We start from the raw sequence: 23,347 nt of genomic DNA, 5'->3' as shown, positions 1-23,347 counted from the left end.
CACAATATGAACCAAAAACAAGGGGTCTTTCTTGCTGTAGTTTGTGTATTTCCTGATATTCTGATTTTATCTTGGGCGCTTTGCAAGTTTTTGTTGCAATTCGGAAAACCAGAGGTCCACTATTTGAGCAGCCCGGCGGCGGCGTGAGGACGGTGCCGGTGAGCGAAGGATATTCCAAGGGAGGGACGAATGAAATTTTTTAACATCACAGGCGCGGCACTGGCGGCAAGCCTTGCGGTCGCACTCAATATCGGTGCGGCAAGCGCGCAGGAACTGCGACTGTCGCACAACACGGGCGACACGACGACGTGGCACAAGGGAGCCGAACGTTTTGCGGAACTTTTGGCCGAACGATCAGGCGGCGATGTGACGGTGCGCGTCTTCCCCAACGCGCAGCTTTCGGGCGGCGATCAGATGCGTCAGGCCGAAATGGTCGGCCGCGGCGCGCTTGATCTGGTGGTGACATCGGCCATCAACGTAACGCCGCTGGTGCCCGAGATGGCGGTTTTCTCGCTGCCCTATCTCTACTCCAATTATGAGCAGGTCGATGCGACCACACAGGGCGCGCCCGGGCAGATATTGTCCGATATTCTGCTGGAAAAAGGCATTGTCGTACTGGCGTGGGGCGAAAACGGTTTCCGGGAAGTGACCAACAATACACGCCCGATCCGCACCCCTGATGACATGCGCGGTCTGAACATGCGCGTGGCAGGCCCGATGTATATCGACGTGATGAACGCCCTGGGCGCCAACCCCCAGCAGATGCAGTGGGGCGAGACGATGTCGGCGCTGCAGCAAGGCGTTGTGGACGGGCAGGAAAACCCCATTGGTGCAGTGATCATTCCGCAGCAGGTCTATGAGGTGCAGAAATATCTGACCGCGTGGCACTATTCCTATGACCCGATCTTCCTTGGTGTTTCCAAGGATGTCTGGGACAAGTTCGACGCCGACAAGCAGACAATGCTGCGTGAGGCAGCCCAGGAGGCGATGGACTACCAGCGTGAGATCACCCGCGAGGGGACGGCCAAGGGGATCGACTTCCTGCGTGAGAAGGGCATGGAGGTCTATGAACCGACCGACGCGGAACTGGCTGCCTTCCGAACGGCCACGCAACCCGCCTTCGACCAGTGGGCTGCGAAGGTGGGCCCCGAGATCGTGGGTGCGTTCCAGGACGCTATTGCCGCCGCCAACTGAGGCGTAACCTCGGCGCCCGTGGCCACCGGACAGGGTCACGGGCGTTTGCTGTCAGGGTTTCCATTGATGATACGTCTGCTGTTGCGCGACTTTGAAAAAATCGTCTGCGCCATTCTGTTTGTTGTCATGACGGGCATCGGCTTTGTGAATGTCGTTGTCCGCTATGGCACCAACTTCTCCTTCGCCGCGAATGAGGAACTGCTGGTTAACGGCTTTCTGCTGCTGACGGTGTTTGGTGCCGCCATCGCCGCACGGCGCGGAGAGCATCTGGCCGTGACGATGGCGCATGACATGTTACCGCGTTGGCTGTGGTCGCCGGTGTTCCTGATGTCCGTCGCCTTGTCTGTGGCCTTACTGGCGTTCTCGGCCTGGTTTTCCTGGGAAGCGATGATGAATATCAAGCGGGTTGGCATGCGCTCTTACGGTCTGGGGTTGCCTGCATGGTATTATCAGGCCGCTTTGCCCTTGGGGTTCGCGCTGATCATCGTGCGTTACCTTCAGCATGCTTGGACCGTCCTGCGCGCGGGGCCTGATGGCAAAGCGGTAGACGAGGGCGGCCATGTTTGAGCTGCTCGGCATCTCATCGGCCGGAACGCAGATGATCATCGTCTTTTTCCTGCTGCTGGCGCTGCGGGTGCCTGTGGCCTTCGCGCTTGGCCTGTCGGCGCTTTATGCAATGTGGATCATCGGTTTTGGTCTGGAGCTTGCCGGAGATCTGATCGCCACTGGCATCACCAAATTTTCGCTTCTGGCGATCCCGTTTTTCATTCTGGCAGGCACCCTGATGGGCAGTCTTGGTATTGCCGAACGGATGATCCGTTTCTTCCGGGTTGCCGTAGGCGATCTTCCGGGGGGAATGGGCACGGTGGGCACCATCGTCTGCCTGTTCTGGGGCGCGGTCAGCGGATCGGGTCCCGCATCCGTCGCGGCCATCGGCCCCATGATCATCAAGGGCATGGAGGAGGACGGCTATGACCGCGCCTTTGCAGCCGGACTGGTGGTGACCGGAGCGGCCTTCTCGATCGTGATCCCGCCGTCGATCGGGTTGGTGATCTATGGTGTCATCGCCGAAACCTCGATCTCGCAACTGTTCATCGCGGCCATCATACCGGGTATTTTCATGGCGCTGATCATGGTTCTGGTGTTGCCGTTCGCGCCGCGCCGTATCGGGACGGATGGAGGGGTCGGAACTAGCAATGCTTTGCATGCCCTTAGCCCGCATCCCTACGCCGATGTGCCGCGGCGGGTGGCTCTGTGGCAGTCATTCCGGGACAGTTTTTGGGGGCTGATGACACCGGTGGTCATCCTGGGCGGCATCTATTCCGGCATATTCACCCCGACCGAGGCCGCCATCGTCGCCACAGTCTACGCGCTTGCGGTGGGTGCTTTCGCCTATCGCACCCTGAACGCGAAGGCGCTTTTTGATGCGCTGGGGGATGCGGCGGCATCCTCCGCAGTCGTAATGCTGATCGTTGCCTATGCCAGCCTGTTTGGCTGGGTGGTGACGGTCGATGATCTGGTGGGCAGCTATTCCAGCGCGCTTTTGGGACTGAGCGAGAATGGCTGGGTGATCTTGATGGTGGTCATGGTGATCCTTCTGATTGCGGGCATGTTCATGGACCCAGTCACCGTCATGTTTATCGCCCTGCCGATTTTCCTGCCGGTGGCACGTGAAATGGGATGGGATCCGGTCTGGTTCGGGGTGCTGGTTATGGTCAATCTGGCCATCGGACTTATCACCCCGCCGGTGGGGATAAACCTCTATGTGGCGGCCAATGTGACAAAACTCAGCATCGAGCAGGTGGCGCGGGGCACAATGCCGTTCCTGCTGGCAAGTCTGGTCGGTTTGATCGTGGTGGCGACAGTGCCGCAAATGTCGCTGATACTGGTGGAATGGTTGCGGTAAGCGACCGCAAGGCAAGGGTTTGGACATGCAGACAGCAATCGTAACGGGTTCCGCGCGCGGCATCGGACTTGCCACAACGCAGCTGATGTTGGCTGAGGGCTGGCAGGTCGCCATGATCGACCGCGATGTGGAGGCACTGAAGGCCGCGGCCGAAGGGTTGGAGAACGTAATTCCCGTGGTCTGCGATGTTTCTCACCCGGAACAGGTCAGCGCCATGACAGCCAAGGTGGTCGAACGCTTCGGACGCATCGACGCCTTGGTTAACAACGCAGGTGTGGCCGACTTCCGACCATTGGCGGATACCGATCTCACGATCTGGCGTGAGGTGATGGCCACAAATCTGGACGGCGTGTTTATGACCAGCCAAGCGGTCTTGCCCCATCTCAAAGCTACACAGGGCGCGATCGTCAATATCGCCTCGATCTCCGGGCTGCGGGCCAGCACCTTGCGGGTCGCTTATGGAACCTCGAAAGCCGCCGTGATCCATCTAACGCGTCAACAGGCGGCCGAGTTGGGGGAATGGGGCGTGCGGGCCAATTGCGTGGCGCCAGGCCCTGTGGATACCAAACTGGCACTTTCTGTTCATTCGCCTGCTATTCGCGCCGCCTATCACGACGCCATTCCATTGAACCGCTATGGCCGTGAACACGAGATTGCTGAGGCGATCGTTTTTCCATGCTCGAAACGGTCCAGCTATGTCACCGGGCAGGTGATCGCCGTTGACGGCGGGTTCGATGCGGTAGGCGTCGGGCTGCCGGCGCTCCGGGACCACCAGCCGACCTGAAAGTGACGTCTCCATACGGTCGTTTTTATGGATTATATCGCGCGGACAGATGTACTGACGCCAACGCGCATCGCATGATCATCCATAATCCGGTCCGTCAGGCGATCAGCAAGGAAAAGCTGATCGCCTGTTGAGCTTGGCGTCGCCGGGTCGGCTGTTCGGGCTCCGTTGATCTGTGCCCTCCTGAATTTATCCTTCATTCATTCAGGAACGGATGTCTGGAGAAGAATGATTTTATTACAGTGCCTTGAGAGACGTGATAGTTTCACGGGCCTTGTATGGATGTCGGAACTGCGCTACATGAATAAATAATGAATATATGAGTTAGCCCCATGCATGCCATCCTCGAGATCCGAATTCTGACCCCGCAGGAACGCGCCGTCATGGACGCTCTACTGCGCAGCCCGGGCCCTGTCAGCCAGCGCGAGCTGATGTCCCGCATGCGCGACGCCCCCAGTCAGGCGACGATGTCCCGCGTGATGTCAGGGCTGATCGGCAGGGGACTCCTCATCAAGGAGGGGGAGACCCGGGGTGCCCGGTTCTCACTCACCCCGGACGCGCGACGCGTGGCGATGGACCCTCGGCGGCGCACTCCGATCCCCTACGACCCCGACCGGATCAGCGGCTATGTGCCAAACCATTCACATTGGCTCCCCGAGGAGGCAGCCGCCCGGATGCGGGACGCCGTGGAACAGGCAGGGGGACAGCGACTTGATGCTTCCACATACAGTCGGGCGATCGCGGAGAGATTTCTGATCGACCTATCGTGGGCGTCCTCGAACCTGGAGGGGAACACCTATGATCACCTCGCGACGGAGATGCTGATCAAGTACGGCGAAAGCGCCTCCGGTCGGGACCGTTTGGAGACGGCGATGATCCTCAACCACAAGGCGGCCATCTCCTTGATGATGGAGGGACTCGATGTCGCGTTCCCGGACGCCGGGTCCGTTCAGCGCCGACACGTCCTCATGATGCGGGACCTGCTGGACCCTGCTGACCTCGGCACGGTCCGGAGAAATGCGGTGCAGATCTCTGCGACCAGCTACCGCCCCTCCTCCGACTATGTTCTGCTCACAGCCGGCCTCAGCGACCTTCTGGCCAAGGCCGGTCAGGTGGAGGACCCGTTCGAGGCGTCGTTCCTCCTGCTCGCGGGCCTCTCCTACCTGCAAGCGTTCGGGGACGGGAACAAACGGATGGGGCGGCTCCTTTCGAACGAGCCGCTGCTCCGGGCGGGTCTGCCCCCGCTCTCCTTCATCGGGATCGACAAGACCCCCTACATCCTTGGGTTGATCGAGTTCTATGAGGTCGGTTCAACCGGTCTACTCGGGGAGGCGATCGCAGCGTCCTATGAGATGACGACGCCGGACTACATCCAGGCGGTGACCGTCCAGCGGGTTCCGCATGGGTTGGAGTTGCGTGAACGGGGCCGTATCGCGGACGCGTTGGGGCGGCTGTTTCGCGACAGGACCCCGGATGCGGGGATCGCGGACCTGGTCAACGAGATTTTCGGGGACCTGAACGAAGCGGATAGGGGCAAGATGGCGGAGATCGTCACCGTTACGGCGGATCGGGCCTCTCCCGCCTCCGCCTTCCTTTATGGGGTGACTGAGGAGGACATCCGGGAGCGAAACGCTGCCAACCGAGGCGCCTGATTGATGACGCTTGCGTGTCTGGAGCACATCCGGGCACCGTCGACAGGAAAGAGGTGTCAAACATGTGTCGGTCCGAAAGGGTGCGGGAAGTCGACCTACGCGGCAAAACTGGCGCATTTGGCCGGCGTGCCGTTCCTGCGCATCGACGCGGCGTCGGGCCTCGCCTCTTTCGCTGTCGCAGGCGTCGAGGCCGGGTGGCGTTCCGCGAAACTCGGCTCGCCGATCAGCCTGATGGCGGAGGAGCGGGTCGGGAACCCGATCATCCTCATCGACGAGGTGGACAAATGCGCGCAGCCCGACAGCGCCGCGACGCTTGATCAGGCGCTCTTGCCGCTTCTGAAGCCCGGAACGGCCGAGACCTGGGTCTGTCCGTTCCTCGGCGTCCAGCGAAATCGCTCGTCAGCTACCAGACCTATCGACAACTATCTGGGTGGATCCTTCCTCCACTGGTGAAACGCGCCATCGGGGCGCACTGAATTATCCGGGCTAATTGGCCTAGCTGGCCCGAAGCTGTGTGTGGACGCCTCCGGGAACGCAAGCAGAATCTTTTGGCGGTTTGGGAAATGCGGTCGAGTTCCTACGTGTGTCCGGCCTCTGGTTGCAGCGCATGTGGCCGCGGGCCCTTATGGATAGTTCGAAGATCGGGTCCAAATCATATTTGCGGGGTTTTTACTCCACACAGCTTCCCTGGTTTTCCCATATTTGCGGGGTTTTTACTCCACACAGCTTCCCTGGTTTTCCCAATCCCGTCATTCTCGACTGTTCGCCCATAATCCTCCGCTGAGATCTACCGCATTCCGGCTTACAACTGGCCTCCCTCAGGCCGCCAGCTGAACTCGATACACATCCTCATTCTTCATAACTGCCCACGCCATTCGGGCCATTTTGTTTGCCAGGGCAATGGCTATAAGTAGTTTGGGTTTGCGTTTCAACATCCGGTCAAGCCATGAACCATCAGGTGCCCCGCCTTTCCGTTCTGCCGACTGGATGACGGACATTGCGCCCAGGATGAGCAATCTTCTGATATCCTTCTGTCCCATTTTCGAGGTTCGCCCCAGTCGGGTTTTCCCGCCCGTCGAATTCTGTTTCGGGGTCAGCCCTGCCCAGGCAGAAAAATCACGCCCCTTCCGAAAACTCTCGCGTGGAGGTGCCAGCGTCGCGATCGCCATGGCGCACATTGGGCCAATACCAGGTATCGTCATCAGTCGACGTGCCGTCTCATTTTGCTGGGCGGCTGCCTCGATCCGCGATGTCAGGTTATCAATCTGCCAATCCAGAACGTGGATGTGGTCAAAGAGACGGATGCACATATTGCGCGTGGTCAAGGGAAGAATGCTGGTCTCACCATCGGCAACAATGGCTTCAAGCTTTCTGATATGGGATGGACCCTGAGGTGCCACGATCCCATACTCGGCCAAGTGGCCGCGCAACATGTTGATGACCTGCGTTCGTTGGTCGATGAATAGCTCTCGCGTTTTCAGCAGCATAGACTGAGATTGCTGTTCGGCTGACTTCACGGCAACAAACCGCATTTCGGGGCGGGCTGCAGCCTCAGTGATCGCTTCAGCATCGGCAGCATCGTTCTTCTGCCGTTTCACGAACGGTTTGACATACTGCGGTGGGATCAACCTGACATCATGCCCAAGCCGCTCAATCTCCCGGCCCCAATGGTGCGAACTTGCACAAGCTTCCATCGCGACAAGGCATCGTGGTTGACCTGCTAGAAAATCCAGTACGCCCGCGCGACGGATCTTGCGGCGAAATACCACCGATCCATCTACAGATGCCCCATGAAGCTGGAACACATTCTTGGCAATATCGATCCCGATTATGCTAACTTCCATCGTGGTCGTCTCCTCTGTAGCTACGTTCAACACCGCTACCTTGGCACAAAGCGATGCCGCGAGGAGGCGTCCACTCCATCATATATGAGCACCAAGAAGAACAAAACCTGATCACATCAACATCGCGGCATGTCGAAAAGCTAAGAACATCAGGCAGTGACCTATCCAAACGCGTCACTATAGGTGAACCCATAATGACGTTGGGCGTGAACACTCAAACCTACCGATTTGGTGTTCATTTTGGATTGGATTCGGGTTAATGTACACGTTATGCTACAGGCACACCCAAAATGAACAAATCATTCAAATTCACACCGTCTGTCAGAGACTTACCCAACCAAGGCTGCCAACTCGGGTCTGTTATGTGCTTGGCGAAGCCCAATTGTGCAGCTTCGGGCCGGTTGGGCCGTAATGGGTGCATAGCCCTTCCATGCTGTCCGTCAGATCTTTCTCGGCCGACGGCTCCAGATTCTTGAACGCTGCCGAGAGGCTATCGGTGCGATGCTCTGCGGGCACGCCGCCGAGCGACCACAGGGCATTCTGCAGGCCTTCCGCTAGCGCGACAAAGCTCTCGCCACCCAAGACAACATGGGCATGCTGGAACCCCGAATAGGCCAGCCGGAAGTGAGACCGGGCGACCCCGGGATAGCGCTCTGACGGACCAGCAGGTCAACTGAAAGGAGTGAACGAGGCAGGAGCGTGAAACATCGTCACCCGGTGCAAAGCCCTGGCCATGGGCTTCGCTCCTTGACCAAGCGAAGAGATGCGGTCACCCAAACATCGTTGCCAGACCGGCCTCACGGCAAGGGTGTCGCACCAAGTTGACTCAGCTTTGCTCGGGGCGGTTCAGCTGAACTTCTATGGCGGCAATCGACTTCAGTATGTCCTGAAAGGTCGGTGCCTCACCGAAGATCATGGCTTCTGTATTCTTGTAGTCGGCGATTAGTCGCACGGCCATTTCGCCCGATGGCACGAGTGAAAAACTTCCCGGGTTTGCAATGTCGAGATTGAAATCAGGCCGGTTAAAGAACATCTTCGCATGAGCTACACAATCATCACCGAGCGCAAGATCCGCCATTGCAGCCCTTCCGGTTTCTGTCTCAAGCATGCAATGCAAATCGTAGTAATGGCGCGATATGCGCTGCCCATCTTGCTTCAGTTCGCCGCGCATATCGAACCAGTTTCGCAATCCGTGCAAGATGACGACTTTGTCCCAAAACGTGCGTTCGGCATCTATCGTTCGTACGTCAGGAATGTCCAAATCCACATCAGCCAACTCGTCTGAGATGTAGGGACGGATCAGTCGAGGACTGTTGGGGTCGAGGGCGGATTTCGCGCCGGATTCAATTTTTACCGCAGCTTGAACATACCCGGTGTCGGAACCATCGACCCTCGGATACCAGACAAGGAGCGTCTGCCCGGTGCCATCAGCGGGGTCAACTTCGATCCGTCCTTCGCCACCCGTGTCATCGGCGATGAGCTGAGAAAGCGCCTCGAGAAGCGGGCCCGTAATGTAGGCTTGGCAGTCGTTCTGGATCGCTTCAATTTCGGCTTTACGTTTCTTGCCCGAGAGCGCGGCCAACGCCTCTGGCGTTGCCGCGTGACCGAGGTCATCACGGAAGACGGTGACGTCGATGTCTTCGGAAAACCGATTGATCAGGCCATAGGCTTTTGACAGAGAGGTGCCACCTTTGAACAAAAGCCGGGGCCCGCCAGCGGGGAGGCGGTGGTAAAGGGCATTCAGGGTCCAACAGACCCAGAAGTCTTTCTCGACGTTGATCAGCGGCGCACCGAGCCGGCTCGCTGTCGAAAGAAAGAGATCAGACCGATCCGCAACGCTGGCCGTAATGATCGTCTGGAAACCTTCCGTGCTCATCCCTGATCTCCCTCGACCGCTTCAAACAGTGGCTTTCGCAAAATGTCCTGCATCCAGATCGGCATGGCCGACAGGCCTGCCTTCAAATCATCTGCGAGGCGCGGACCCGTCTTCTCGTCGCGAAGCATGCGACGCAGTGTTTTTCGAACAGCGTCACCTTCGATGTCGTTCGATATGACATCATGGAGCCAGTGCAAGGCCTGAACGAGATACATGCCAGGTCGCCCGGCCCAGTAGAGTCGGCTGGGAGCCGCATGTTTGAAGACAATCTTTTGATTGCCCAGAGTGATGGGCTTGAGCCGCGCATCGACCAGTACCTCGATTTTGGCCGGCACCGCGTTGGTGAGACCAAGGGTGTTTGCTGCAGTCATGCCATCAATCAACCATCGGACCTGATCACGGCGGGCGATCGCGTCGATGATGGACCGATAGTCTGGCACTGTAGGCTTGCCTGTGAGAGCGTTCTGAGACGGCTTGTCGTAGAGCCCACGCTCAATACGCCGCAGTTGACCCGATTCAACCATGCGCTGCAGAGCCTTGTCGACCGCATCGCGGCCGCCGATGTCGGCAAAATCTGCGGGCGTCCAGACCTGTCGCGGCGCATCATTGATGCGCGCGCGGACGCGGTCTGGCAGCGTTTTGGTTTGAGTGACGGCTGTCATGTCCGAAATATGCCACAAGTTTCGGACAAACGCGAGTCCGAAGATTACTACATATTTCGGACATCCATACTTCATGCGAGGTCGAAATCTCGCCTCGGAACGAAGTAAGCCAGACCACGGAAGCGGTCTGGCTTGTTTGTCAGGCGGCGTCCTTCGGACCCCAGGGGATGATGGCCTGCAGGGAAATGTCATCCTGGTTCGCGGCCTTGCCGAGGTTGGCGTTGAAGCCGTGGTCGCGGATGGTCAGCGTGTAGTAGTCGGTGCCGGTATTCTCCGGACATATCAACATTAATGCAGTTTCGAACGTGTTCCAGACTTGCTGGGCCGACTTGATTAATGCTGCGAAGACCGTGCTTCCATGCTGGAATGTCGACACGCAAGTGATCTGGGATCGCTTCCTTGCGTTCAACCGCGCGCGCGGCAACGAGAAGGTTCCGGCGGGTTTCTTGCTCGGATTCATGCGCAGGTGGCGCACCGCGCCGGGCACGGCAGCTCAGCCGAAAGAAGCGCCAACGCCACAGCGCACGCCTGATCCAAAAGAGCGCGAACTGCACGATCAGATCAAGGCTGCACCGAGTTCGAACCGGCAGTTTCACGCGTCTGACCTGTGTCGGCTCATCGGGCAGGCTGCCTACAACGCGCGGGTCCTAGATGTCATCCGGCAGTTCGGCTGTCCAAGGTTTACGGCCACCCTTGCGGTGCATGGTCAGGCCGTGATGGCTGGAGAAATTCAGCGATGAACGAAAATGCACTGGATGGATTGACATGGATCAAGGCGCATATGCGCTGTGACGCATAATCATTTGACCATGCAGGATGTACTGACCGCCATTTGCGACCCGACCCGCCGCGCAGCACTCGCCCTTCTCTGGGATGGGGGCGAGCATTGCGTCTGCGAATTGATGGCGAGGCTCGACGCGAGCCAGAGCCGGATGTCACGGCACATGAAGGTGCTGCGCGAGGCCGGTCTCGTGCTGGACAGGCGCGACGCGCAATGGGTGCGCTACCGCCGGAACCCCGACCTCGCGCCGGAATTCGCAGCCGTGATCGACGCTGTGCTGACCGCCGAACTCAAATTTGAAAGGAAGGTCGCATGACGGCTCAAACGCATGACCCCGCACCGCATCGCGACGCTCCCAACTGGCTCTGGTATGTCGGTGTGCCCGTCGTGGGTGTGGTCCTTTACCTGCTCTACGGTCAGCTGATCCCGATCTCGGAATGGGTGACGGCGCTGTTTCCAGTGGCGCGCGACAGCCATACCGGCGAGGCCATCGCCTTTTTCGTCTACGACGTACCCAAGGTGCTGTTGCTGCTGACGGGTATCGTCTTCGTCACCGGCGTGCTGCGCAGCTGGTTCAGCCCGGAAAAGACCCGGGCGATCTTGGCGGGCAAGCGGCAGATCTGGGGCTATCCGCTGGCCTCGCTTCTGGGCGTGCTGACGCCGTTCTGCTCGTGCTCCTCGGTGCCGCTCTTCATCGGCTTTGTCTCGGCAGGCATTCCGCTGGGCGTGACGTTTTCCTTCCTGATCGCCGGGCCGATGGTCGGGCCGGTGGGCCTCGGGTTGCTCTACGGCCTCGTCGGCTGGCAGATCGCCACGATCTATCTCGTCTTCGGGTTCACCATCGGAACGGTCGCAGGGTTCGTCCTCGCGCGCATGCGGCTGGAGCGCTACCTGCAGGACTGGGTGCGCGAGCTGAACGCGGGCCCAGTGGGCGATCTGCCCGAGGAACGGCTGACGCTCGTGGACCGGCTGAAAGTCGGTGTCGAACAGGTGCGCGAGATCGTCGGCAAGGTTTGGATCTGGGTGCTGGTCGGCATCGGTATCGGCGCCCTGATCCACGGATACGTCCCCGAGACGGTGATGCTGCGGATCATGGGCGGCGAGGCGTGGTGGTCAGTGCCCGCCGCCGTCGTCGTGGGCGTGCCGATGTACACCAACGCAGCGGGCGTAATCCCGATCGTCGAGGCGCTGCTGGGCAAGGGCGCGGCGCTTGGCACGACACTGGCCTTCATGATGTCGGTGATCGCGCTGTCGCTGCCCGAGATGATAATCCTCAAGCAGGTGCTGAAACTGCGCCTGATCGCAATCTTCATCGCGGTCGTGGCGGCGGGCATTCTAGCCACCGGCTATCTCTTCAACGTTCTGCTGTGAGAGGCGAAGGCATGGATGTTCCGCAGCATTGGGACAAGGCCTATCAGGCGCGCAACGAGGACGAACTGACCTGGTTCGAGGACGTGCCGGAGGTCTCGCTGCGGCTCGTTCGCCGTCACCTGCCGCGCGGCGGGGCGGTGATCGATGTCGGCGGCGGTGCGTCCCGTCTGGTCGATCATTTGCTGGGCGAGGAACCGGCCGCGATCACAGTGCTGGACCTGTCGGCTGAAGCGCTGGGGATCACGCGCGCGCGGTTGGGCGCGCGCGCCGCCGATGTGGCGTTGATCGTGGCGGATGTCTGCGTCTGGACGCCCGACAGGGCATATGACGTCTGGCATGACCGGGCGGTGTTCCATTTCCTGACCGATCCCGCCGACCAGCGGCGCTACCTCGAAACTCTGCGCGCCAGCCTGCGCCCGGGCGGCGTGGCGATCATCGCCACGTTCGATCTTGCTGGCCCCGAGCGGTGTTCCAATCTTCCGGTGCAGCGGTATTCACCCGAAACGCTCTCGGCGCGGCTTGAAGGGCTGATGCCGGGTGTACTGGCCCCGGTCCATGCAGAGCATCACGCCCACCGGACGCCCAAGGGCAACGTCCAGAATTTTCAGATTTCGATCTTCCAGAAAAGGGAAACACCGGCATGAAAACGATCAAGGTCTACGGCCCCGGCTGCGCACGCTGTGCCACCACAGAAAAAATGGTCAAGGACGTCGCCGCAAAGCTGGGCGTCGCGGTCGAGGTCGAAAAGGTGACTGATGCGAAATCCATCGCGATGGCGGGCGTCATGTCCACGCCGGGCATCTCTGTCGACGGCAAGCTCGTTCATGCCGGCGGACTGCCGGATGCAGCGAAACTCGAAGGCTGGCTCCGAGCATGATCCGCGCCATCATCGCTGGAGTCATCCTCGCCGCGCCGTCCTTCGCGGCAGCCGAAGTCCTGGACGTGCGGCCCCCGTGGCCGAGGGCGTGTGGGCCATCGTTGGCGAGAAGGAACAGCGCAGCCCCGAAAACCTCGGCAACAACGCGACTTTCGGACTGGTCGTTACCGAGGCGGGCGCGGTGCTGATCGATCCAGGCGGCTCGTGGCGCGGCGCGGAGACGCTGCACGATGCAATCCGCAGCGTGACCGACCAGCCGGTGGTCCATGTCATCAACACCGGCGGGCAGGATCACCGCTGGCTCGGCAACGGCTACTGGCAGGCGCAGGGCGCCACGGCGATCGCATCCGACGCGGCGGTGGAAGACCAGCAGGCCCGCGCCTCGATGCAAATGACGGCGCTGTCGCAGCTCATCGGCGCGGCGCTGGAGGGCACCGAGCCGAGCTTCGCGGACGTGACCTTCGCCGATGCCTATTCGCTGGACGTCGGCGGGCTGACCTTCGAGATCGTGCATCCGGGCCCCGCGCACACGCCCGGCGACAGCTTTGTCTGGGTGCCAGCGCGCGACACGGTGTTCACCGGCGACATCGTCTATGTCGAGCGCATCCTTGGCGTGGGCGATCAGAGTTCGATCACCCGCTGGCCCAATGCCTATCTCGCGGTGGAGGCGACGGGCGCTGCCCATATCGTGCCGGGCCACGGCGGGCCGACGACGATGGCGCGCGCCCGCGCCGACACCTACGACTACCTGATGAACCTGCGCGCGCAAATCGAGGCGCTGCTGGACGAGGGCGGCGACATCATGGCCGCGCCGCAGGTGAACCAGGCGGCCTTCTCGTATCTCGAGCAGTTCGACAGCCTTGCCGGTCGCAACGCCCAGACCGCCTTTCAGCAGATGGAATGGGAATGATGCTGGAGTATCGCGTCACCGCCCGCCGCATCGACAGCCACGGCGCGCAAGCCGAGACGAAGGCGGCGCGTCTCATGCTCGACACCGACATGGCCGGTCGTGACGATGCGTTCAACCCGGCCGAGATGCTGCTGGCCAGCCTTGCCGCATGCCTACTCAAGGGCGCCGAGCGGGTGACGCCGATGCTCAACTTCGACCTGCGCGGCATCGAGGTCAGCCTGCATGGGGTCCGGCAGGACAGCCCGCCGAAGATGGTCCGCATCGACTACGAGATCGTGGTCGATACCGACGAAACCGACCAGCGGCTGGATCTTCTGCACCGCAACCTGCGCAAATACGGCACCATCTCGAACACGCTGGCCGAGGCGACCGAGCTTGTCGGCACGATCCGGCGGAAAGTCTGATCCGTGCCCGAGACCCACGCCCACCATCACGCGCCGCCTGCTGATCTTGGCCCGGCCTTTCGTTGGGCCGTTGGGCTCAACACCGCCTATGTGATCGTCGAGGCCATCGCGGGGTTCCTGACCGGATCGCTGGCGCTGCTGGCGGATGCCGCGCACAACCTGACCGACGTGGCGGGGCTGCTGATCGCATGGGCGGCGGCGGTTCTGGCGAACCGTGTGGCGACGCGAGCCCACAGCTGGGGGCTGGGCCGCGCCACGATCATGGCGGCGATGCTGAACGCGTTCGCCATCCTGATCGGCGTCGTCTGGGTGATCTGGGAGGCGGCGCAGCGCTTCCAGACGCCGGTCGAAGTGCCGGGGCTGACGATCCTTATCGTGGCGCTGGTGGGGATCGGCGTGAACACCGGCTCGGCACTGTTGTTCATGCGGGCGCAGAAGGACGACCTGAACGCCAAGGGGGCGTTTCTGCACATGGCGGCCGATGCGGCGGTTTCGGGCGCCGTGGTGCTTGCCGCCATCGGGATCATGCTGACCGGCTGGACATGGCTCGATCCGGCCGTCGCCATGGCTGTCAGCCTGCTGATCGCCGTGACGGCGGCGGGCCTGTTCCGCGAAGCGCTGCACCTCAGCCTCGATGGCGTCCCCGACCGGGTGGACCTGGGCGAGGTCACCGCGTGGCTTGCCCGGCAGGAGGGCATTCGCGACGTGCATGACATGCATATCTGGCCGCTCTCGACCACCCGCACGGCGCTCGCGGTGCATGTGGTCACAGAGATGCAGGACACCGATGCGATGCTGCAAGACCTTGCCGAGGGGTTGGAGCACGGGTTCGGGATCGCGCACAGCACGATTCAGGTCGAGCGCGAGCCCTGCGGCGCGAGCTGCCTTCGGGCCCACGCGTAACGCTGGGCGTCCATTCCGGGCGCAGCACCAAGTCCGTCCAGAAGAATCATTTACAAAACTAGGATTATGGTTATTTTGACGTCATGACCACGACCAGTCCTAACGCCCGCGCCCTTGCCGCCCTTGGCCATGATGCCCGCCTGTCGATCTTTCGCCTGCTGGTGAAGGCCGGGGACGACGGGCTGCGGGTCAGTGATATCGGCGAGCACCTCGGACTCGCCCCGTCGACCTTGGCGCATCACCTCTCGACACTGGTCGATGCGGGATTGGTGCTCCAGGACAAGCAGGGACGCGAAGTGTTCAACCGGGTCGATTTCCCCGCGATGCACCGGGTGGTCGGCTTCTTGACGTCCGAATGTTGCGCTGGCGTTGCGGTCGGCCGGTCGGAGGATGCGGCGTGAGATATGTGCCACGTTTTTCATGTTCCAAAACAACTGCAATTCCGGAAATTTGGTGATGACTGATACAACACTTCCTGTGCCCGGCCTCCGGTCGACGCTGCGCAGTTTATGGAAGGCTCTATTCGCGATTCGTATTGATACTCATGCCGCCCATGGCGGCGGCGAGGCAGTAGCGCGGGGCGGGGTCGGGGTGGAGGCCGATGAGGTGGAACCAGCGCAGGTAACTGTCGAGGTAGCGAGTGGCGATGCCGCGGCGGGCGCGAAGGAAATCCTTGAGGCGGGAATGGCGGTTGTTGACGGTCTGGATGTGGAGTTCGCCACGGACACGCTCACCGGCCGACTGGTTGAGCACCTCGTGGCTGACGCCCAGGGCGGCTGCACACGGCGGATAACCGGTGCCGCCGTCGGTGACCAACAGCGCGTCCTTGTCCAGCACCGGCGCCAGGATCGCGCGGATGGCGTCGGCGGTGACCGCCGGCAACACCGCGCTGACGGTGGCGCCGGACCGATCCGCCGCCACTAGGACCGGCACCTGCTCGTCGGACAGGCCGCGCTTCTTCGCCTTGCCGCCCCGCTTGCGCGCCTTGCGATCCGGCAGACCGGGGGCGGATTTGCCGTCCCTGGCCCGCGTCCACACCCGATCGCCCTTGCGGCTGGCCAGGACGAAGGTCTCGTCGGCCTCGACGATGCCCCGCAGCTTGCCGGCGCTGGCCTCGATCGCTGCAAGGAAGCGATGCCGCCAGCGGAAGGCGGTGCTCACGGCGACGCCGCACCGTTCCGCCGACGCCTTCACTGTGTCGCCATCGGCCAGGCACGCGCCGAACGTCAGCCACGCTTGCTTGTGGTGCAGGCCGGACAACCGCGTGCCGGTCAACGCGCCGAAGGTCCGCTTGCACGCCCGGCACAGGTAGCGCTGCATCCCCCGCGCCTTGCCGTTGGCCACCGCCCCGGGCGTACCGCAGTGAGGGCAGCACCGGTCATCGCCGATGCCCAACTCGATCGCGGCCAATGAGGCTTCGCCGGCCGGACGACCGGCCAGGATCTCCCCGGCCTCCGCCTTCTGCGCCTCGCTCAGCGTGTCCACCGCCGACAGCCACGCTTGAAATTCTTTCCGCTCCATCGCGCAATACCTCCAGCGTTTCCGCCATCCTACACCAGATCAATACGAATCGCGAATAGAGCCTTATGGAAAGATCAACGGGTCTGGCTCGCCTCGGCGCTGATCCTTGGCGCGCTGGCGGTCTTCGACACGCCCCAGGCCGCCGATTCTGCGCTCTTCGCGGGCACCGCGCTCTTGAACACGGCGCCGTTCCTGATCCTGTCGATCGCCATCGCTGCGTGGGCCAACGCTACCGGCGCCGACAACCTGATCGCCAAGGCCTTCACCGGCGCCCCGGTCCTGATGATCGGGCTGGGCGCACTTGCGGGGGGCATCTCCCCCTTCTGCTCCTGCGGGGTGATCCCGCTGATCGCGGCGCTGCTGGCGATGGGGGTGCCGCTTTCAGCCGTCATGGCTTTCTGGCTGGCCTCGCCGATCATGGACCCGTCGATGTTCGTGCTGACGGCGGGCGTGCTCGACCTCGAGTTCGCTGTGGCCAAGACTCTTGCCGCCATCGGGCTGGGCGTGTTCGGCGGGACGGTGGTGCACCTGATGATGAAGGGCGGCGCCTTCGCTGATCCGCTGCGCGACGGGATCGGGAACGGCGGCTGCGGCGGCGCGAAGATCCGCGCGCCGAAGCCGGTGGTGTGGCGCTTCTGGACCGATGCGGACCGCCGGGCGAAGTTCGGCAAGACGGCGCTGACCACGACGCTATTCCTCGCCAAGTGGCTGACGCTGGCCTTCATCCTCGAGAGTCTCATGCTGGCGTGGATCCCGGCGGAAACCGTCACCGCCGCACTCGGGGGCGAGGGGCTGCTGCCCATCGTGACCGCCACTCTGGTGGGTGTGCCCGCCTATCTGAACGGCTACGCGGCCCTGCCGCTGGTCGGCGGGCTGATCGAACACGGCATGGCGCCGGGGGCAGGAATGGCCTTTCTCGTCGCGGGGGGCGTCACCTCGACCCCGGCGGCGATGGCGGTCTGGGCGCTGGCGCGGCCGCAGGTCTTTGCGCTCTACATCGGGCTGTCGCTGTCCGGCGCCTTCGCATCGGGGTTGCTGTTCCAGCTGTGGACGCAGATGGCATGAACACCTGCGGCGGGGCGAATTGCCTCGCCGCCTTCTTCCTGATCGAAGCCCCATCATGATCCCAAGACTATCCCCGGCACGACGCGGGCTGATCGTCGCCGCGCTCGGCTCGTCCCTCACCGTGAGCTGGGCCTCCAGCTACTACATCCCCGCCGTTCTGGCGGTGCCCATGGCAGAAGACCTCGGACTGTCGCCGGTCTGGGTGTTCGGCGCGTTTTCCATGGCGATGGTGGTTTCGGCAATGGTCGGGCCCTGGGCCGGGGCGCGGATCGACGGCTTTGGCGGCCGGGGCGTGCTGATGCTGTCGAACCTCGTCTTCGCGGCGGGCCTTGGGCTGCTCGCCGTGGCGCCGTCGCCCCTCGTCCTCGTCGCGGGCTGGGCTGTCATCGGGCTCGGCATGGGGATCGGGCTTTACGAGGCTGGGTTCGCCACGCTGGCCGGGATCTATGGCAAGGAAGCGCGTGGCCCGATCACCGGCATCACACTCATCGCCGGGTTCGCGAGCACTGTCGGCTGGCCCCTCTCCGGATTGATGCTGGCGACGTGGGGCTGGCGGGAAGCCTGTATCGGATGGGCGCTGATCCATCTGGCCGTGGCCTTGCCGCTGAATGCGTGGCTGCCAAAGGGCACCAAGGCGGTAACCACACCGGAGACGCCGGTCGAGGACGGTCCGCCACCATCCCGCCTTGCGCTCTGGCTGCTGGCTTTCGTCTTTGCCGCCACCTGGTTCAACTCGACCGCCATGGCCGCGCATCTGCCGGGGCTGCTGCAAGCCGCAGGGGCAAGCACGGCGGTCGCAATCGCGGCGGGCGCGCTCATCGGTCCGGCGCAGGTCGCGGCACGGGTGCTGGAGTTCGGCCTGCTGCGCCGGTTCCATCCGCTTGTCTCGACACGCGTGGCGGCTGCGGCGCATCCCATGGCCGCCGTGGCGTTGGTGGGTTTCGGGGGACCGGCTGCCTATGCCTTCGCCCTCCTGCACGGGGCGGGAAACGGCATCCTCACCATCGCCAAGGGCACCCTGCCGCTGGCGCTGTTCGGCGCGGCCGGATACGGGCGGCGGATAGGCTGGCTCAATGCTCCGGCGCGCATCCTGCAAGCGGCGGCCCCACTCATCTTCGGTGCGGCGCTCACGGCATGGGGGCTTTCCGCTATCTGGCTGACCGCAGGCATCGGTGTCGCTTCGCTCATCGCACTGCTTCTCCTGAGGCGAAGCTGATTTCTAGTCAAGGCACCATGTCTGCAAGATTTCCGAAGCATTGCGCCTAGGCCTCTCAGCTCGTGGGCCATTATGGCGACCGAGAACAACAAAGGCGGCCAGATGCTTGTCGGCAGACAAGTAAGCAGACAAGTAAAAGGCGTCCCGGAGTGCTCTGGAACGCATTCTCTTGCCGCTCAACGGCTTGGCATGCAGGTCGAGTGACAAAGCGGCCAGCAGCAGGTTCTGCAGCCCCGCCCCGACGCTGATCCATTGCTCCTCTACGGGGACAACGGGGTGGTCTGGCGTCAGACTCGCCAGAATCGCGATAAGACACGGCCCCGCCATTGCGCGATCCCGCGCGGATTGCAGTGTCGCAGCATCGGCGGCAGGATCAGTCTCAAGTGCCGCATTCGCAAAAACCTCGCCCAAGGCCGCCCGCTGATGGGCGGGGACATGAACGAGTTGCAAAGGGTATAGACCACCATGATCGGGCGCTGCGGCCGCAGCACTCGCCAAGACTGCAAGTTCTTCAGGCGAAAGGTCCGGTCCGGTCAGATGCCGTGGCCCGACGGATCGGCGGGACAGGATTTGCCCCAGTATATCCGTCATTCGCACAATGGCTCGACAGTCAGCGACTGGCCAGGTCTGACCACTTCGATTTCCGGAGGGATGACGGCGATCCCCATGGCCAGTGCAATGGGCGACATCGAGGCTGAGGCACCCTGTCCAAGCCGAACTAAGACCGGGCGCCCGAAGGCGTCGCGGGAATCCCACCTGACGGGCACATATTCCCGCCGTCCCGTCGCCCGAACATAGTTGAAGCCTGCGACGGCGGGTAGCCAGGTGTCCGGTTCTTCCGTCAGCCCTGCAGCCCGGCGCAAGGCAGGCTTGGCGATCTGGGAAAAGGTGATGGCGGCAGCGTAAGGGTTGCCGGGCAGTCCGAAATACAGCGCCTGACCAAGCCGACCGACGGTCAGCGGCTTGCCGGGGCGGATCGCGACCTTGAGCACGTCAAGCTCGGCGGCCTCGAGACGTAACGCGTCAAGGATGTGATCTTCTTCACCCGCCGATACGCCGCCCGAGGAAATTACCACGTCATTGGTCTGCGCGGCATGACGGATGGCTGATCGGATGCTGGCGGGATCGTCCGGCACGATGCCGAGATCCGTCAGGTCGACCCACGGAAAACGCGACAGGGTTGCGCGCAGAAGCACCCGGTTGGAGTTGTAGATCTGCCCTGGCCCAAGGGTGCTGCCAGGCTCGGACAGCTCATCTCCGGTGGACAAAATGGCCACACGTACACGTGGGCGCACGGCGACAGAGGCCACGCCACAACCTGCCATCAGCGCCAGACGCGGCGGGGTCAGCGCAAGCCCGGCGGCCAAAGCCTGCGCTCCTTGCGCCATATCCTCACCCCGGCGGCGGATGTTCCGCCCAGGGCGGGGGCGCTCTGTCAGTGATATCTTGTCGCCGATCCGCGTGACCTGTTCCTGCATCACGACCGCATCGGCCCCGAAAGGCACCGGCGCGCCGGTGAAGATTCGGGCAGCTGCACCTTCGGCAAGAGTTAGAGCGCGGGCGTCGCCCGCCGCGATGCGGGCGGACACGGGCAGGTGCCATGGGCCGTCACCGGTCAGATCCGACAGGCGCAAGGCATAACCATCCATGGCGGAATTGTCGAAAGGCGGCAGAGCGTGGACGGCCATGATCGGGGCAGCTATTACACGACCGACCGCCTGATCTATGGGCAGCAACTCTTGCCCGGCAACTGGGCAGGCCGCAGCGATGGCACGTAGGCGTGCAGCGTCGACGGAAAGCGTTGGCCCGGATTTGCCCGTTGAACAGACCGTAAGACTCGACATGGCTTTTCCCCCTCCCAAAGGAAAAAGGCCCGCCCCGAGTGTCGGGGGCGGGCCGGTATTGTCAGGTCAGAGCATGATCTCGTGCGACTTGAACGAAATGCCCCGGGTCTGGGCAGTCGCATCCGAGATCTTGCGGATGTCGCCCCAGCAGTGCTTGTAATCCGGCAGCACCAACTCATTCACGCCCGGATTCACCACGTTGCCCTGGCTGCCCGCGGGCGAGCCGAAGACCATCGCCACCGTGTTCCGCTTCAGTGTCGGCATGGGATAGGCCATGCCCTGCGTCACCCCATTGTCGTTGATGATTTCGAGCAGGTCGCCGGGGTTCAGTCCCAGGTCGACCATGTCATCGGGATGCATCTCGACGAACGGGTGCGGGTAGCGATCCTGGACGAAATCGTTGTCCTGGTCGAGGGACTGGTTCTGCCAGAAGATGTTGGCGCGGACGTTGTTGATCCAGAACCGGTGCGCGGCCTGTTCGCGGGCCTTGCCCGGGGCCTGCCAGCCTCGCCAGCCCGCCGCACAAAACAGCGCCTTGCCGTCCTCGCGCCCGTGCCGGGTGAACACGCCATCGGTGTAAAGGCGCGTTGTACCGACAAGCTGGCCGTTCTCGTAACCAACGACCGGTTCCTGCACACCGTTGTTGCCCGCAGCGCGCAGACGATCGTAGGTCACTGCCGTATGAGCGGCGCCGTAGCCATCCATGAAGGCGTCTTCCTCGGTTTCCCAGTCGTAGCCCTGGAACTGGTCGGCATAGGCATCTTCACCCATCTCGCGCAGAACGCGTTCCATGTGCTGGGCGATCCGTGCTGCAATCAGCGCATCGGGCAGGGAGTTGCCGAACGGGTCCATGTACTTCTCGGACAACCGCAAGCGCCGTTCGCCGTTCATCGAGGTGAGGTTCATCTCGTTGGCTTCGCAGGCGGGCAAAATGACATGGGCATTCTGGCCGATCTGGCTGTGAATGATGTCGACGTCCACAACGAAGAGGCCACCGGCGTTGATCGCCGAGACGATGGCATCGACCACCTGCTCGCGCGTGCCGCCAGCGGCCATGTCGATCGCATCCTTGACCATGTCCGAGCGCCGCTTGTGGACCCGCTTGAACTCGGACGCGTTGAGCGTGGTCTTGTAGTGATCGCAGGCCCAGATGTGGTGCACGCCGCCAAGCCCTCGGATCAGGAACTGGTCCACATATTCTGAGGGGCGCCCGACATGCGCTTCGGACGGACGGAAGTAGCCTTCCTGATGGCCGCCCAGACGGCAGACTCCACCGCCTTCGCGGCCCACATTTCCTGTCGCCAGCGCGATGTTCACCAGAGCGCCGATGGTGCGGTAGTTGTCGTTGCCCCAGATGATGCCCTTTTCGTAAGCCGTCACGCATTTGCGGCGGCTGCCGTCGTCATGGGGCTGGGCGATCCACTCGGCAGCCTTTTGAATGTCGGCCGCCGATACACCGCAGATTTCCGCCGCCTCGTCCAGAGTGGTGCGGCAGGTCTGCATTGCGTAGTCGAGGCTACCAAGGCCCGCCGGATGGGCGGAACCCTGCGCCACCGCTTCGCCGCCCTGAAAGGTCGATGCGGCGATGAAGTCGGCATCGACCCAGCCCTGATCGACGATATGGGTGAGCAGCGCATTGAACAGCACCATGTCCGTGCCTTCGGCAATCGCCAAGTGAAGCACGTTTTCCGGCCCGGCATATTGTTCGGACGAGGCGATGGTCAGCGTGCGGCGCGGATCGACCACGATCATCTTTGCGCCACCCTGCAGGCCCGGGACCATGTGGTTCAGGTAGAGATTGGTCTGGGTCTCCATCGAGTTGGCGCCGACCATGAAGATCGTGTCGGTCAGCGTGTAGTCCTCGTAGGCGTAGTTCAACTCGTCCACGCCCATGTCGCGGGTGGAATGGACTTCGGAATTATAGGCTGGGCGGTTGTGGATGCGGCAGTTCTTGATCTTCATGCTCTCGAAGTAGAGCTTTCCGGTGCCCCATGTGTTCTCGTAGCCGCCGGCACTGCCGCCGTGGTCGAACATCGACACCACGATGTCGTCCTCGGACCCCTCCACGGCTACTTTCGCCGTCACCCGTGCCACGAGGTCAAGTGCATCGTCCCAAGACGTCGGTTGCCAGACACCGTTGCGCCAGACCATCGGATCAGAGAGACGTTGCTGCTGTGTGCCGGTCACCTTGGAGGGCCGGTTTTCGGCCATGCGTGCTCCGCGGATTGACCCCAGGCCCGAGTTGACGACGCAATTGGCATCAGGCTTGACCACCAGATGCACGTCGCGGCCGTTCTGGCGGACGACGTTGTACATCGAGGGGGCGTACCACGCCTCCGTCTCCATGAACTGCTGTTCGCTCAGGTCGACGCCGAACTTGTTCTGGCTCGGAGCCGTACCGCCCTGCCGGTTCATCGGCCAAGTGTAAGCCTTGTAGCCGCAACCCACGATGCAGTAGTGGCAGGTGACGTTGAATTCCTCTGCATCTGCGGGGATGATCGGCAGCCGGTCGATCTGTCTCTTGTATGCCATTGCTC

Annotated in this window: 26 protein-coding genes and 1 pseudogene; 17 read left to right on the top strand and 10 right to left on the bottom strand. The window is 62.3% G+C overall.

Going from position 1 to position 23,347, the window contains the following annotated elements; genetic code table 11:
• Window positions 1-189 precede the first annotated feature (189 nt).
• The 4 genes from ABIE58_RS16720 to ABIE58_RS16705 all read left to right on the top strand — a co-directional run bounded on the left by ABIE58_RS16720 (window position 190) and on the right by ABIE58_RS16705 (window position 3,884).
• Window positions 190-1,194: a DctP family TRAP transporter solute-binding subunit gene (locus tag ABIE58_RS16720; protein WP_354545844.1), complete on the top strand. Its 1,005-nt coding sequence runs from the start codon at window positions 190-192 to the stop codon at window positions 1,192-1,194.
• Between the two features lie 66 nt (window positions 1,195-1,260).
• Window positions 1,261-1,761: a TRAP transporter small permease gene (locus ABIE58_RS16715; protein ID WP_354545843.1), complete on the top strand. Its 501-nt coding sequence runs from the start codon at window positions 1,261-1,263 to the stop codon at window positions 1,759-1,761.
• On the top strand, window positions 1,754-3,100 hold the full coding sequence (locus tag ABIE58_RS16710) for a TRAP transporter large permease (RefSeq protein WP_354545842.1): 1,347 nt from the start codon (window positions 1,754-1,756) through the stop codon (window positions 3,098-3,100). The genes ABIE58_RS16715 and ABIE58_RS16710 overlap by 8 nt, the downstream gene beginning before the upstream one ends.
• A gap of 25 nt (window positions 3,101-3,125) precedes the next feature.
• The gene (locus ABIE58_RS16705; RefSeq protein WP_354545841.1) at window positions 3,126-3,884 is read left to right on the top strand and encodes an SDR family NAD(P)-dependent oxidoreductase; all 759 of its coding nucleotides are present in this window, start codon (window positions 3,126-3,128) and stop codon (window positions 3,882-3,884) included.
• A gap of 32 nt (window positions 3,885-3,916) precedes the next feature.
• On the opposite strand, the gene ABIE58_RS16700 is transcribed toward ABIE58_RS16705, so the two are convergent.
• Window positions 3,917-4,084 (bottom strand): hypothetical protein, encoded by a 168-nt coding sequence (locus tag ABIE58_RS16700; protein ID WP_354545840.1) that lies wholly within the window; start codon window positions 4,082-4,084, stop codon window positions 3,917-3,919.
• 132 nt (window positions 4,085-4,216) lie between these two features.
• Here ABIE58_RS16700 and ABIE58_RS16695 point away from each other — a divergent pair, with 132 nt between their 5' ends.
• Together ABIE58_RS16695 and ABIE58_RS16690 are read left to right on the top strand one after the other, a co-directional pair.
• Entirely contained in the window at window positions 4,217-5,536 is a 1,320-nt protein-coding gene (locus tag ABIE58_RS16695) for a Fic family protein (RefSeq protein WP_354545839.1), read from the top strand.
• A gap of 3 nt (window positions 5,537-5,539) precedes the next feature.
• On the top strand, window positions 5,540-5,989 hold the full coding sequence (locus ABIE58_RS16690) for an AAA family ATPase (RefSeq protein ID WP_354545838.1): 450 nt from the start codon (window positions 5,540-5,542) through the stop codon (window positions 5,987-5,989).
• A 365-nt stretch (window positions 5,990-6,354) separates the two neighbouring features.
• On the opposite strand, the gene ABIE58_RS16685 is transcribed toward ABIE58_RS16690, so the two are convergent.
• The 5 genes and pseudogenes from ABIE58_RS16685 to ABIE58_RS16665 all read right to left on the bottom strand — a co-directional run bounded on the left by ABIE58_RS16685 (window position 6,355) and on the right by ABIE58_RS16665 (window position 10,294).
• Window positions 6,355-7,380, bottom strand: coding sequence for an IS110 family RNA-guided transposase (locus ABIE58_RS16685; protein ID WP_354545837.1), 1,026 nt, complete (start codon window positions 7,378-7,380; stop codon window positions 6,355-6,357).
• A 405-nt stretch (window positions 7,381-7,785) separates the two neighbouring features.
• A pseudogene (locus ABIE58_RS16680) lies at window positions 7,786-8,007 on the bottom strand (IS21 family transposase); the annotation flags it as partial.
• Window positions 8,008-8,206: 199 nt separating this feature from the next.
• Window positions 8,207-9,256 (bottom strand): nucleotidyl transferase AbiEii/AbiGii toxin family protein, encoded by a 1,050-nt coding sequence (locus tag ABIE58_RS16675; protein ID WP_354545836.1) that lies wholly within the window; start codon window positions 9,254-9,256, stop codon window positions 8,207-8,209.
• Window positions 9,253-9,918 (bottom strand): DUF6088 family protein, encoded by a 666-nt coding sequence (locus ABIE58_RS16670; RefSeq protein ID WP_354545835.1) that lies wholly within the window; start codon window positions 9,916-9,918, stop codon window positions 9,253-9,255. Before ABIE58_RS16670 ends, ABIE58_RS16675 begins: the two co-directional genes overlap by 4 nt.
• Window positions 9,919-10,057: 139 nt before the next feature.
• Window positions 10,058-10,294 carry a hypothetical protein gene (locus tag ABIE58_RS16665; RefSeq protein ID WP_354545858.1) on the bottom strand — a complete coding sequence of 79 codons (237 nt, stop codon included), beginning with the start codon at window positions 10,292-10,294 and terminating at the stop codon, window positions 10,058-10,060.
• 4 nt (window positions 10,295-10,298) lie between these two features.
• Between ABIE58_RS16665 and ABIE58_RS16660 the strand changes: the two genes are divergently transcribed.
• The 9 genes from ABIE58_RS16660 to ABIE58_RS16620 all read left to right on the top strand — a co-directional run bounded on the left by ABIE58_RS16660 (window position 10,299) and on the right by ABIE58_RS16620 (window position 15,565).
• Window positions 10,299-10,658: a hypothetical protein gene (locus ABIE58_RS16660; RefSeq protein WP_502950112.1), complete on the top strand. Its 360-nt coding sequence runs from the start codon at window positions 10,299-10,301 to the stop codon at window positions 10,656-10,658.
• 69 nt (window positions 10,659-10,727) lie between these two features.
• Window positions 10,728-11,015 carry an ArsR/SmtB family transcription factor gene (locus ABIE58_RS16655; RefSeq protein ID WP_354545834.1) on the top strand — a complete coding sequence of 96 codons (288 nt, stop codon included), beginning with the start codon at window positions 10,728-10,730 and terminating at the stop codon, window positions 11,013-11,015.
• Window positions 11,012-12,070 (top strand): permease, encoded by a 1,059-nt coding sequence (locus ABIE58_RS16650; protein ID WP_354545833.1) that lies wholly within the window; start codon window positions 11,012-11,014, stop codon window positions 12,068-12,070. The genes ABIE58_RS16655 and ABIE58_RS16650 overlap by 4 nt, the downstream gene beginning before the upstream one ends.
• A gap of 11 nt (window positions 12,071-12,081) precedes the next feature.
• Window positions 12,082-12,714: a class I SAM-dependent methyltransferase gene (locus ABIE58_RS16645; protein WP_354545832.1), complete on the top strand. Its 633-nt coding sequence runs from the start codon at window positions 12,082-12,084 to the stop codon at window positions 12,712-12,714.
• Window positions 12,711-12,947: a thioredoxin family protein gene (locus tag ABIE58_RS16640; RefSeq protein WP_354545831.1), complete on the top strand. Its 237-nt coding sequence runs from the start codon at window positions 12,711-12,713 to the stop codon at window positions 12,945-12,947. The genes ABIE58_RS16645 and ABIE58_RS16640 overlap by 4 nt, the downstream gene beginning before the upstream one ends.
• 76 nt (window positions 12,948-13,023) lie before the next feature.
• Window positions 13,024-13,857 (top strand): MBL fold metallo-hydrolase, encoded by an 834-nt coding sequence (locus ABIE58_RS16635; RefSeq protein WP_354545830.1) that lies wholly within the window; start codon window positions 13,024-13,026, stop codon window positions 13,855-13,857.
• Entirely contained in the window at window positions 13,848-14,261 is a 414-nt protein-coding gene (locus ABIE58_RS16630) for an OsmC family protein (RefSeq protein WP_354545829.1), read from the top strand. Before ABIE58_RS16635 ends, ABIE58_RS16630 begins: the two co-directional genes overlap by 10 nt.
• 3 nt (window positions 14,262-14,264) lie before the next feature.
• Window positions 14,265-15,164: a cation diffusion facilitator family transporter gene (locus ABIE58_RS16625; protein ID WP_354545828.1), complete on the top strand. Its 900-nt coding sequence runs from the start codon at window positions 14,265-14,267 to the stop codon at window positions 15,162-15,164.
• Between the two features lie 83 nt (window positions 15,165-15,247).
• The gene (locus ABIE58_RS16620) at window positions 15,248-15,565 is read left to right on the top strand and encodes an ArsR/SmtB family transcription factor (RefSeq protein ID WP_354545827.1); all 318 of its coding nucleotides are present in this window, start codon (window positions 15,248-15,250) and stop codon (window positions 15,563-15,565) included.
• 118 nt (window positions 15,566-15,683) lie between these two features.
• Here ABIE58_RS16620 and ABIE58_RS16615 read toward each other — a convergent pair whose 3' ends face one another.
• Entirely contained in the window at window positions 15,684-16,685 is a 1,002-nt protein-coding gene (locus ABIE58_RS16615) for an IS1595 family transposase (protein ID WP_354545826.1), read from the bottom strand.
• A 42-nt stretch (window positions 16,686-16,727) separates the two neighbouring features.
• On the opposite strand from ABIE58_RS16615, the gene ABIE58_RS16610 reads away from it, so the two are divergent.
• Window positions 16,728-17,750: a permease gene (locus ABIE58_RS16610; protein ID WP_354545855.1), complete on the top strand. Its 1,023-nt coding sequence runs from the start codon at window positions 16,728-16,730 to the stop codon at window positions 17,748-17,750.
• Between the two features lie 55 nt (window positions 17,751-17,805).
• A complete protein-coding gene (locus ABIE58_RS16605; RefSeq protein WP_354545825.1) occupies window positions 17,806-18,966 on the top strand; it encodes an MFS transporter in 1,161 nt (386 codons plus the stop codon).
• Window positions 18,967-18,969: 3 nt separating this feature from the next.
• Here the strand turns inward: ABIE58_RS16605 and ABIE58_RS16600 are convergent, their stop codons facing one another.
• The 3 genes from ABIE58_RS16600 to ABIE58_RS16590 all read right to left on the bottom strand — a co-directional run bounded on the left by ABIE58_RS16600 (window position 18,970) and on the right by ABIE58_RS16590 (window position 23,342).
• The gene (locus ABIE58_RS16600) at window positions 18,970-19,557 is read right to left on the bottom strand and encodes a nitroreductase family protein (protein ID WP_354545824.1); all 588 of its coding nucleotides are present in this window, start codon (window positions 19,555-19,557) and stop codon (window positions 18,970-18,972) included.
• Window positions 19,554-20,810, bottom strand: coding sequence for a molybdopterin molybdotransferase MoeA (locus ABIE58_RS16595; protein WP_354545823.1), 1,257 nt, complete (start codon window positions 20,808-20,810; stop codon window positions 19,554-19,556). Before ABIE58_RS16595 ends, ABIE58_RS16600 begins: the two co-directional genes overlap by 4 nt.
• 66 nt (window positions 20,811-20,876) lie before the next feature.
• Window positions 20,877-23,342 carry an arsenate reductase (azurin) large subunit gene (locus tag ABIE58_RS16590; RefSeq protein WP_354545822.1) on the bottom strand — a complete coding sequence of 822 codons (2,466 nt, stop codon included), beginning with the start codon at window positions 23,340-23,342 and terminating at the stop codon, window positions 20,877-20,879.
• Between the last annotated feature and the right edge of the window lie 5 nt (window positions 23,343-23,347).

The organism is Roseovarius sp. MBR-78, assembly GCF_040547535.1.
Lineage (GTDB): Bacteria > Pseudomonadota > Alphaproteobacteria > Rhodobacterales > Rhodobacteraceae > Roseovarius.
The sequence above is the reverse complement of the archived record's forward strand: the minus strand, read 5'-3'. Positions and strand labels throughout refer to the sequence as shown.

Coding starts and splice junctions, on each gene's coding strand:
- ABIE58_RS16720 (WP_354545844.1), top strand. CDS start 190: ATGAAATTTTTTAACATCACAGGCGCGGCACTGGCGGCAAGCCTTGCG.
- ABIE58_RS16715 (WP_354545843.1), top strand. CDS start 1,261: ATGATACGTCTGCTGTTGCGCGACTTTGAAAAAATCGTCTGCGCCATT.
- ABIE58_RS16710 (WP_354545842.1), top strand. CDS start 1,754: ATGTTTGAGCTGCTCGGCATCTCATCGGCCGGAACGCAGATGATCATC.
- ABIE58_RS16705 (WP_354545841.1), top strand. CDS start 3,126: ATGCAGACAGCAATCGTAACGGGTTCCGCGCGCGGCATCGGACTTGCC.
- ABIE58_RS16700 (WP_354545840.1), bottom strand. CDS start 4,084: ATGAAGGATAAATTCAGGAGGGCACAGATCAACGGAGCCCGAACAGCC.
- ABIE58_RS16695 (WP_354545839.1), top strand. CDS start 4,217: ATGCATGCCATCCTCGAGATCCGAATTCTGACCCCGCAGGAACGCGCC.
- ABIE58_RS16690 (WP_354545838.1), top strand. CDS start 5,540: ATGACGCTTGCGTGTCTGGAGCACATCCGGGCACCGTCGACAGGAAAG.
- ABIE58_RS16685 (WP_354545837.1), bottom strand. CDS start 7,380: ATGGAAGTTAGCATAATCGGGATCGATATTGCCAAGAATGTGTTCCAG.
- ABIE58_RS16675 (WP_354545836.1), bottom strand. CDS start 9,256: ATGAGCACGGAAGGTTTCCAGACGATCATTACGGCCAGCGTTGCGGAT.
- ABIE58_RS16670 (WP_354545835.1), bottom strand. CDS start 9,918: ATGACAGCCGTCACTCAAACCAAAACGCTGCCAGACCGCGTCCGCGCG.
- ABIE58_RS16655 (WP_354545834.1), top strand. CDS start 10,728: ATGCAGGATGTACTGACCGCCATTTGCGACCCGACCCGCCGCGCAGCA.
- ABIE58_RS16650 (WP_354545833.1), top strand. CDS start 11,012: ATGACGGCTCAAACGCATGACCCCGCACCGCATCGCGACGCTCCCAAC.
- ABIE58_RS16645 (WP_354545832.1), top strand. CDS start 12,082: ATGGATGTTCCGCAGCATTGGGACAAGGCCTATCAGGCGCGCAACGAG.
- ABIE58_RS16640 (WP_354545831.1), top strand. CDS start 12,711: ATGAAAACGATCAAGGTCTACGGCCCCGGCTGCGCACGCTGTGCCACC.
- ABIE58_RS16630 (WP_354545829.1), top strand. CDS start 13,848: ATGGGAATGATGCTGGAGTATCGCGTCACCGCCCGCCGCATCGACAGC.
- ABIE58_RS16620 (WP_354545827.1), top strand. CDS start 15,248: ATGACCACGACCAGTCCTAACGCCCGCGCCCTTGCCGCCCTTGGCCAT.
- ABIE58_RS16615 (WP_354545826.1), bottom strand. CDS start 16,685: ATGGAGCGGAAAGAATTTCAAGCGTGGCTGTCGGCGGTGGACACGCTG.
- ABIE58_RS16605 (WP_354545825.1), top strand. CDS start 17,806: ATGATCCCAAGACTATCCCCGGCACGACGCGGGCTGATCGTCGCCGCG.
- ABIE58_RS16600 (WP_354545824.1), bottom strand. CDS start 19,557: ATGACGGATATACTGGGGCAAATCCTGTCCCGCCGATCCGTCGGGCCA.
- ABIE58_RS16595 (WP_354545823.1), bottom strand. CDS start 20,810: ATGTCGAGTCTTACGGTCTGTTCAACGGGCAAATCCGGGCCAACGCTT.
- ABIE58_RS16590 (WP_354545822.1), bottom strand. CDS start 23,342: ATGGCATACAAGAGACAGATCGACCGGCTGCCGATCATCCCCGCAGAT.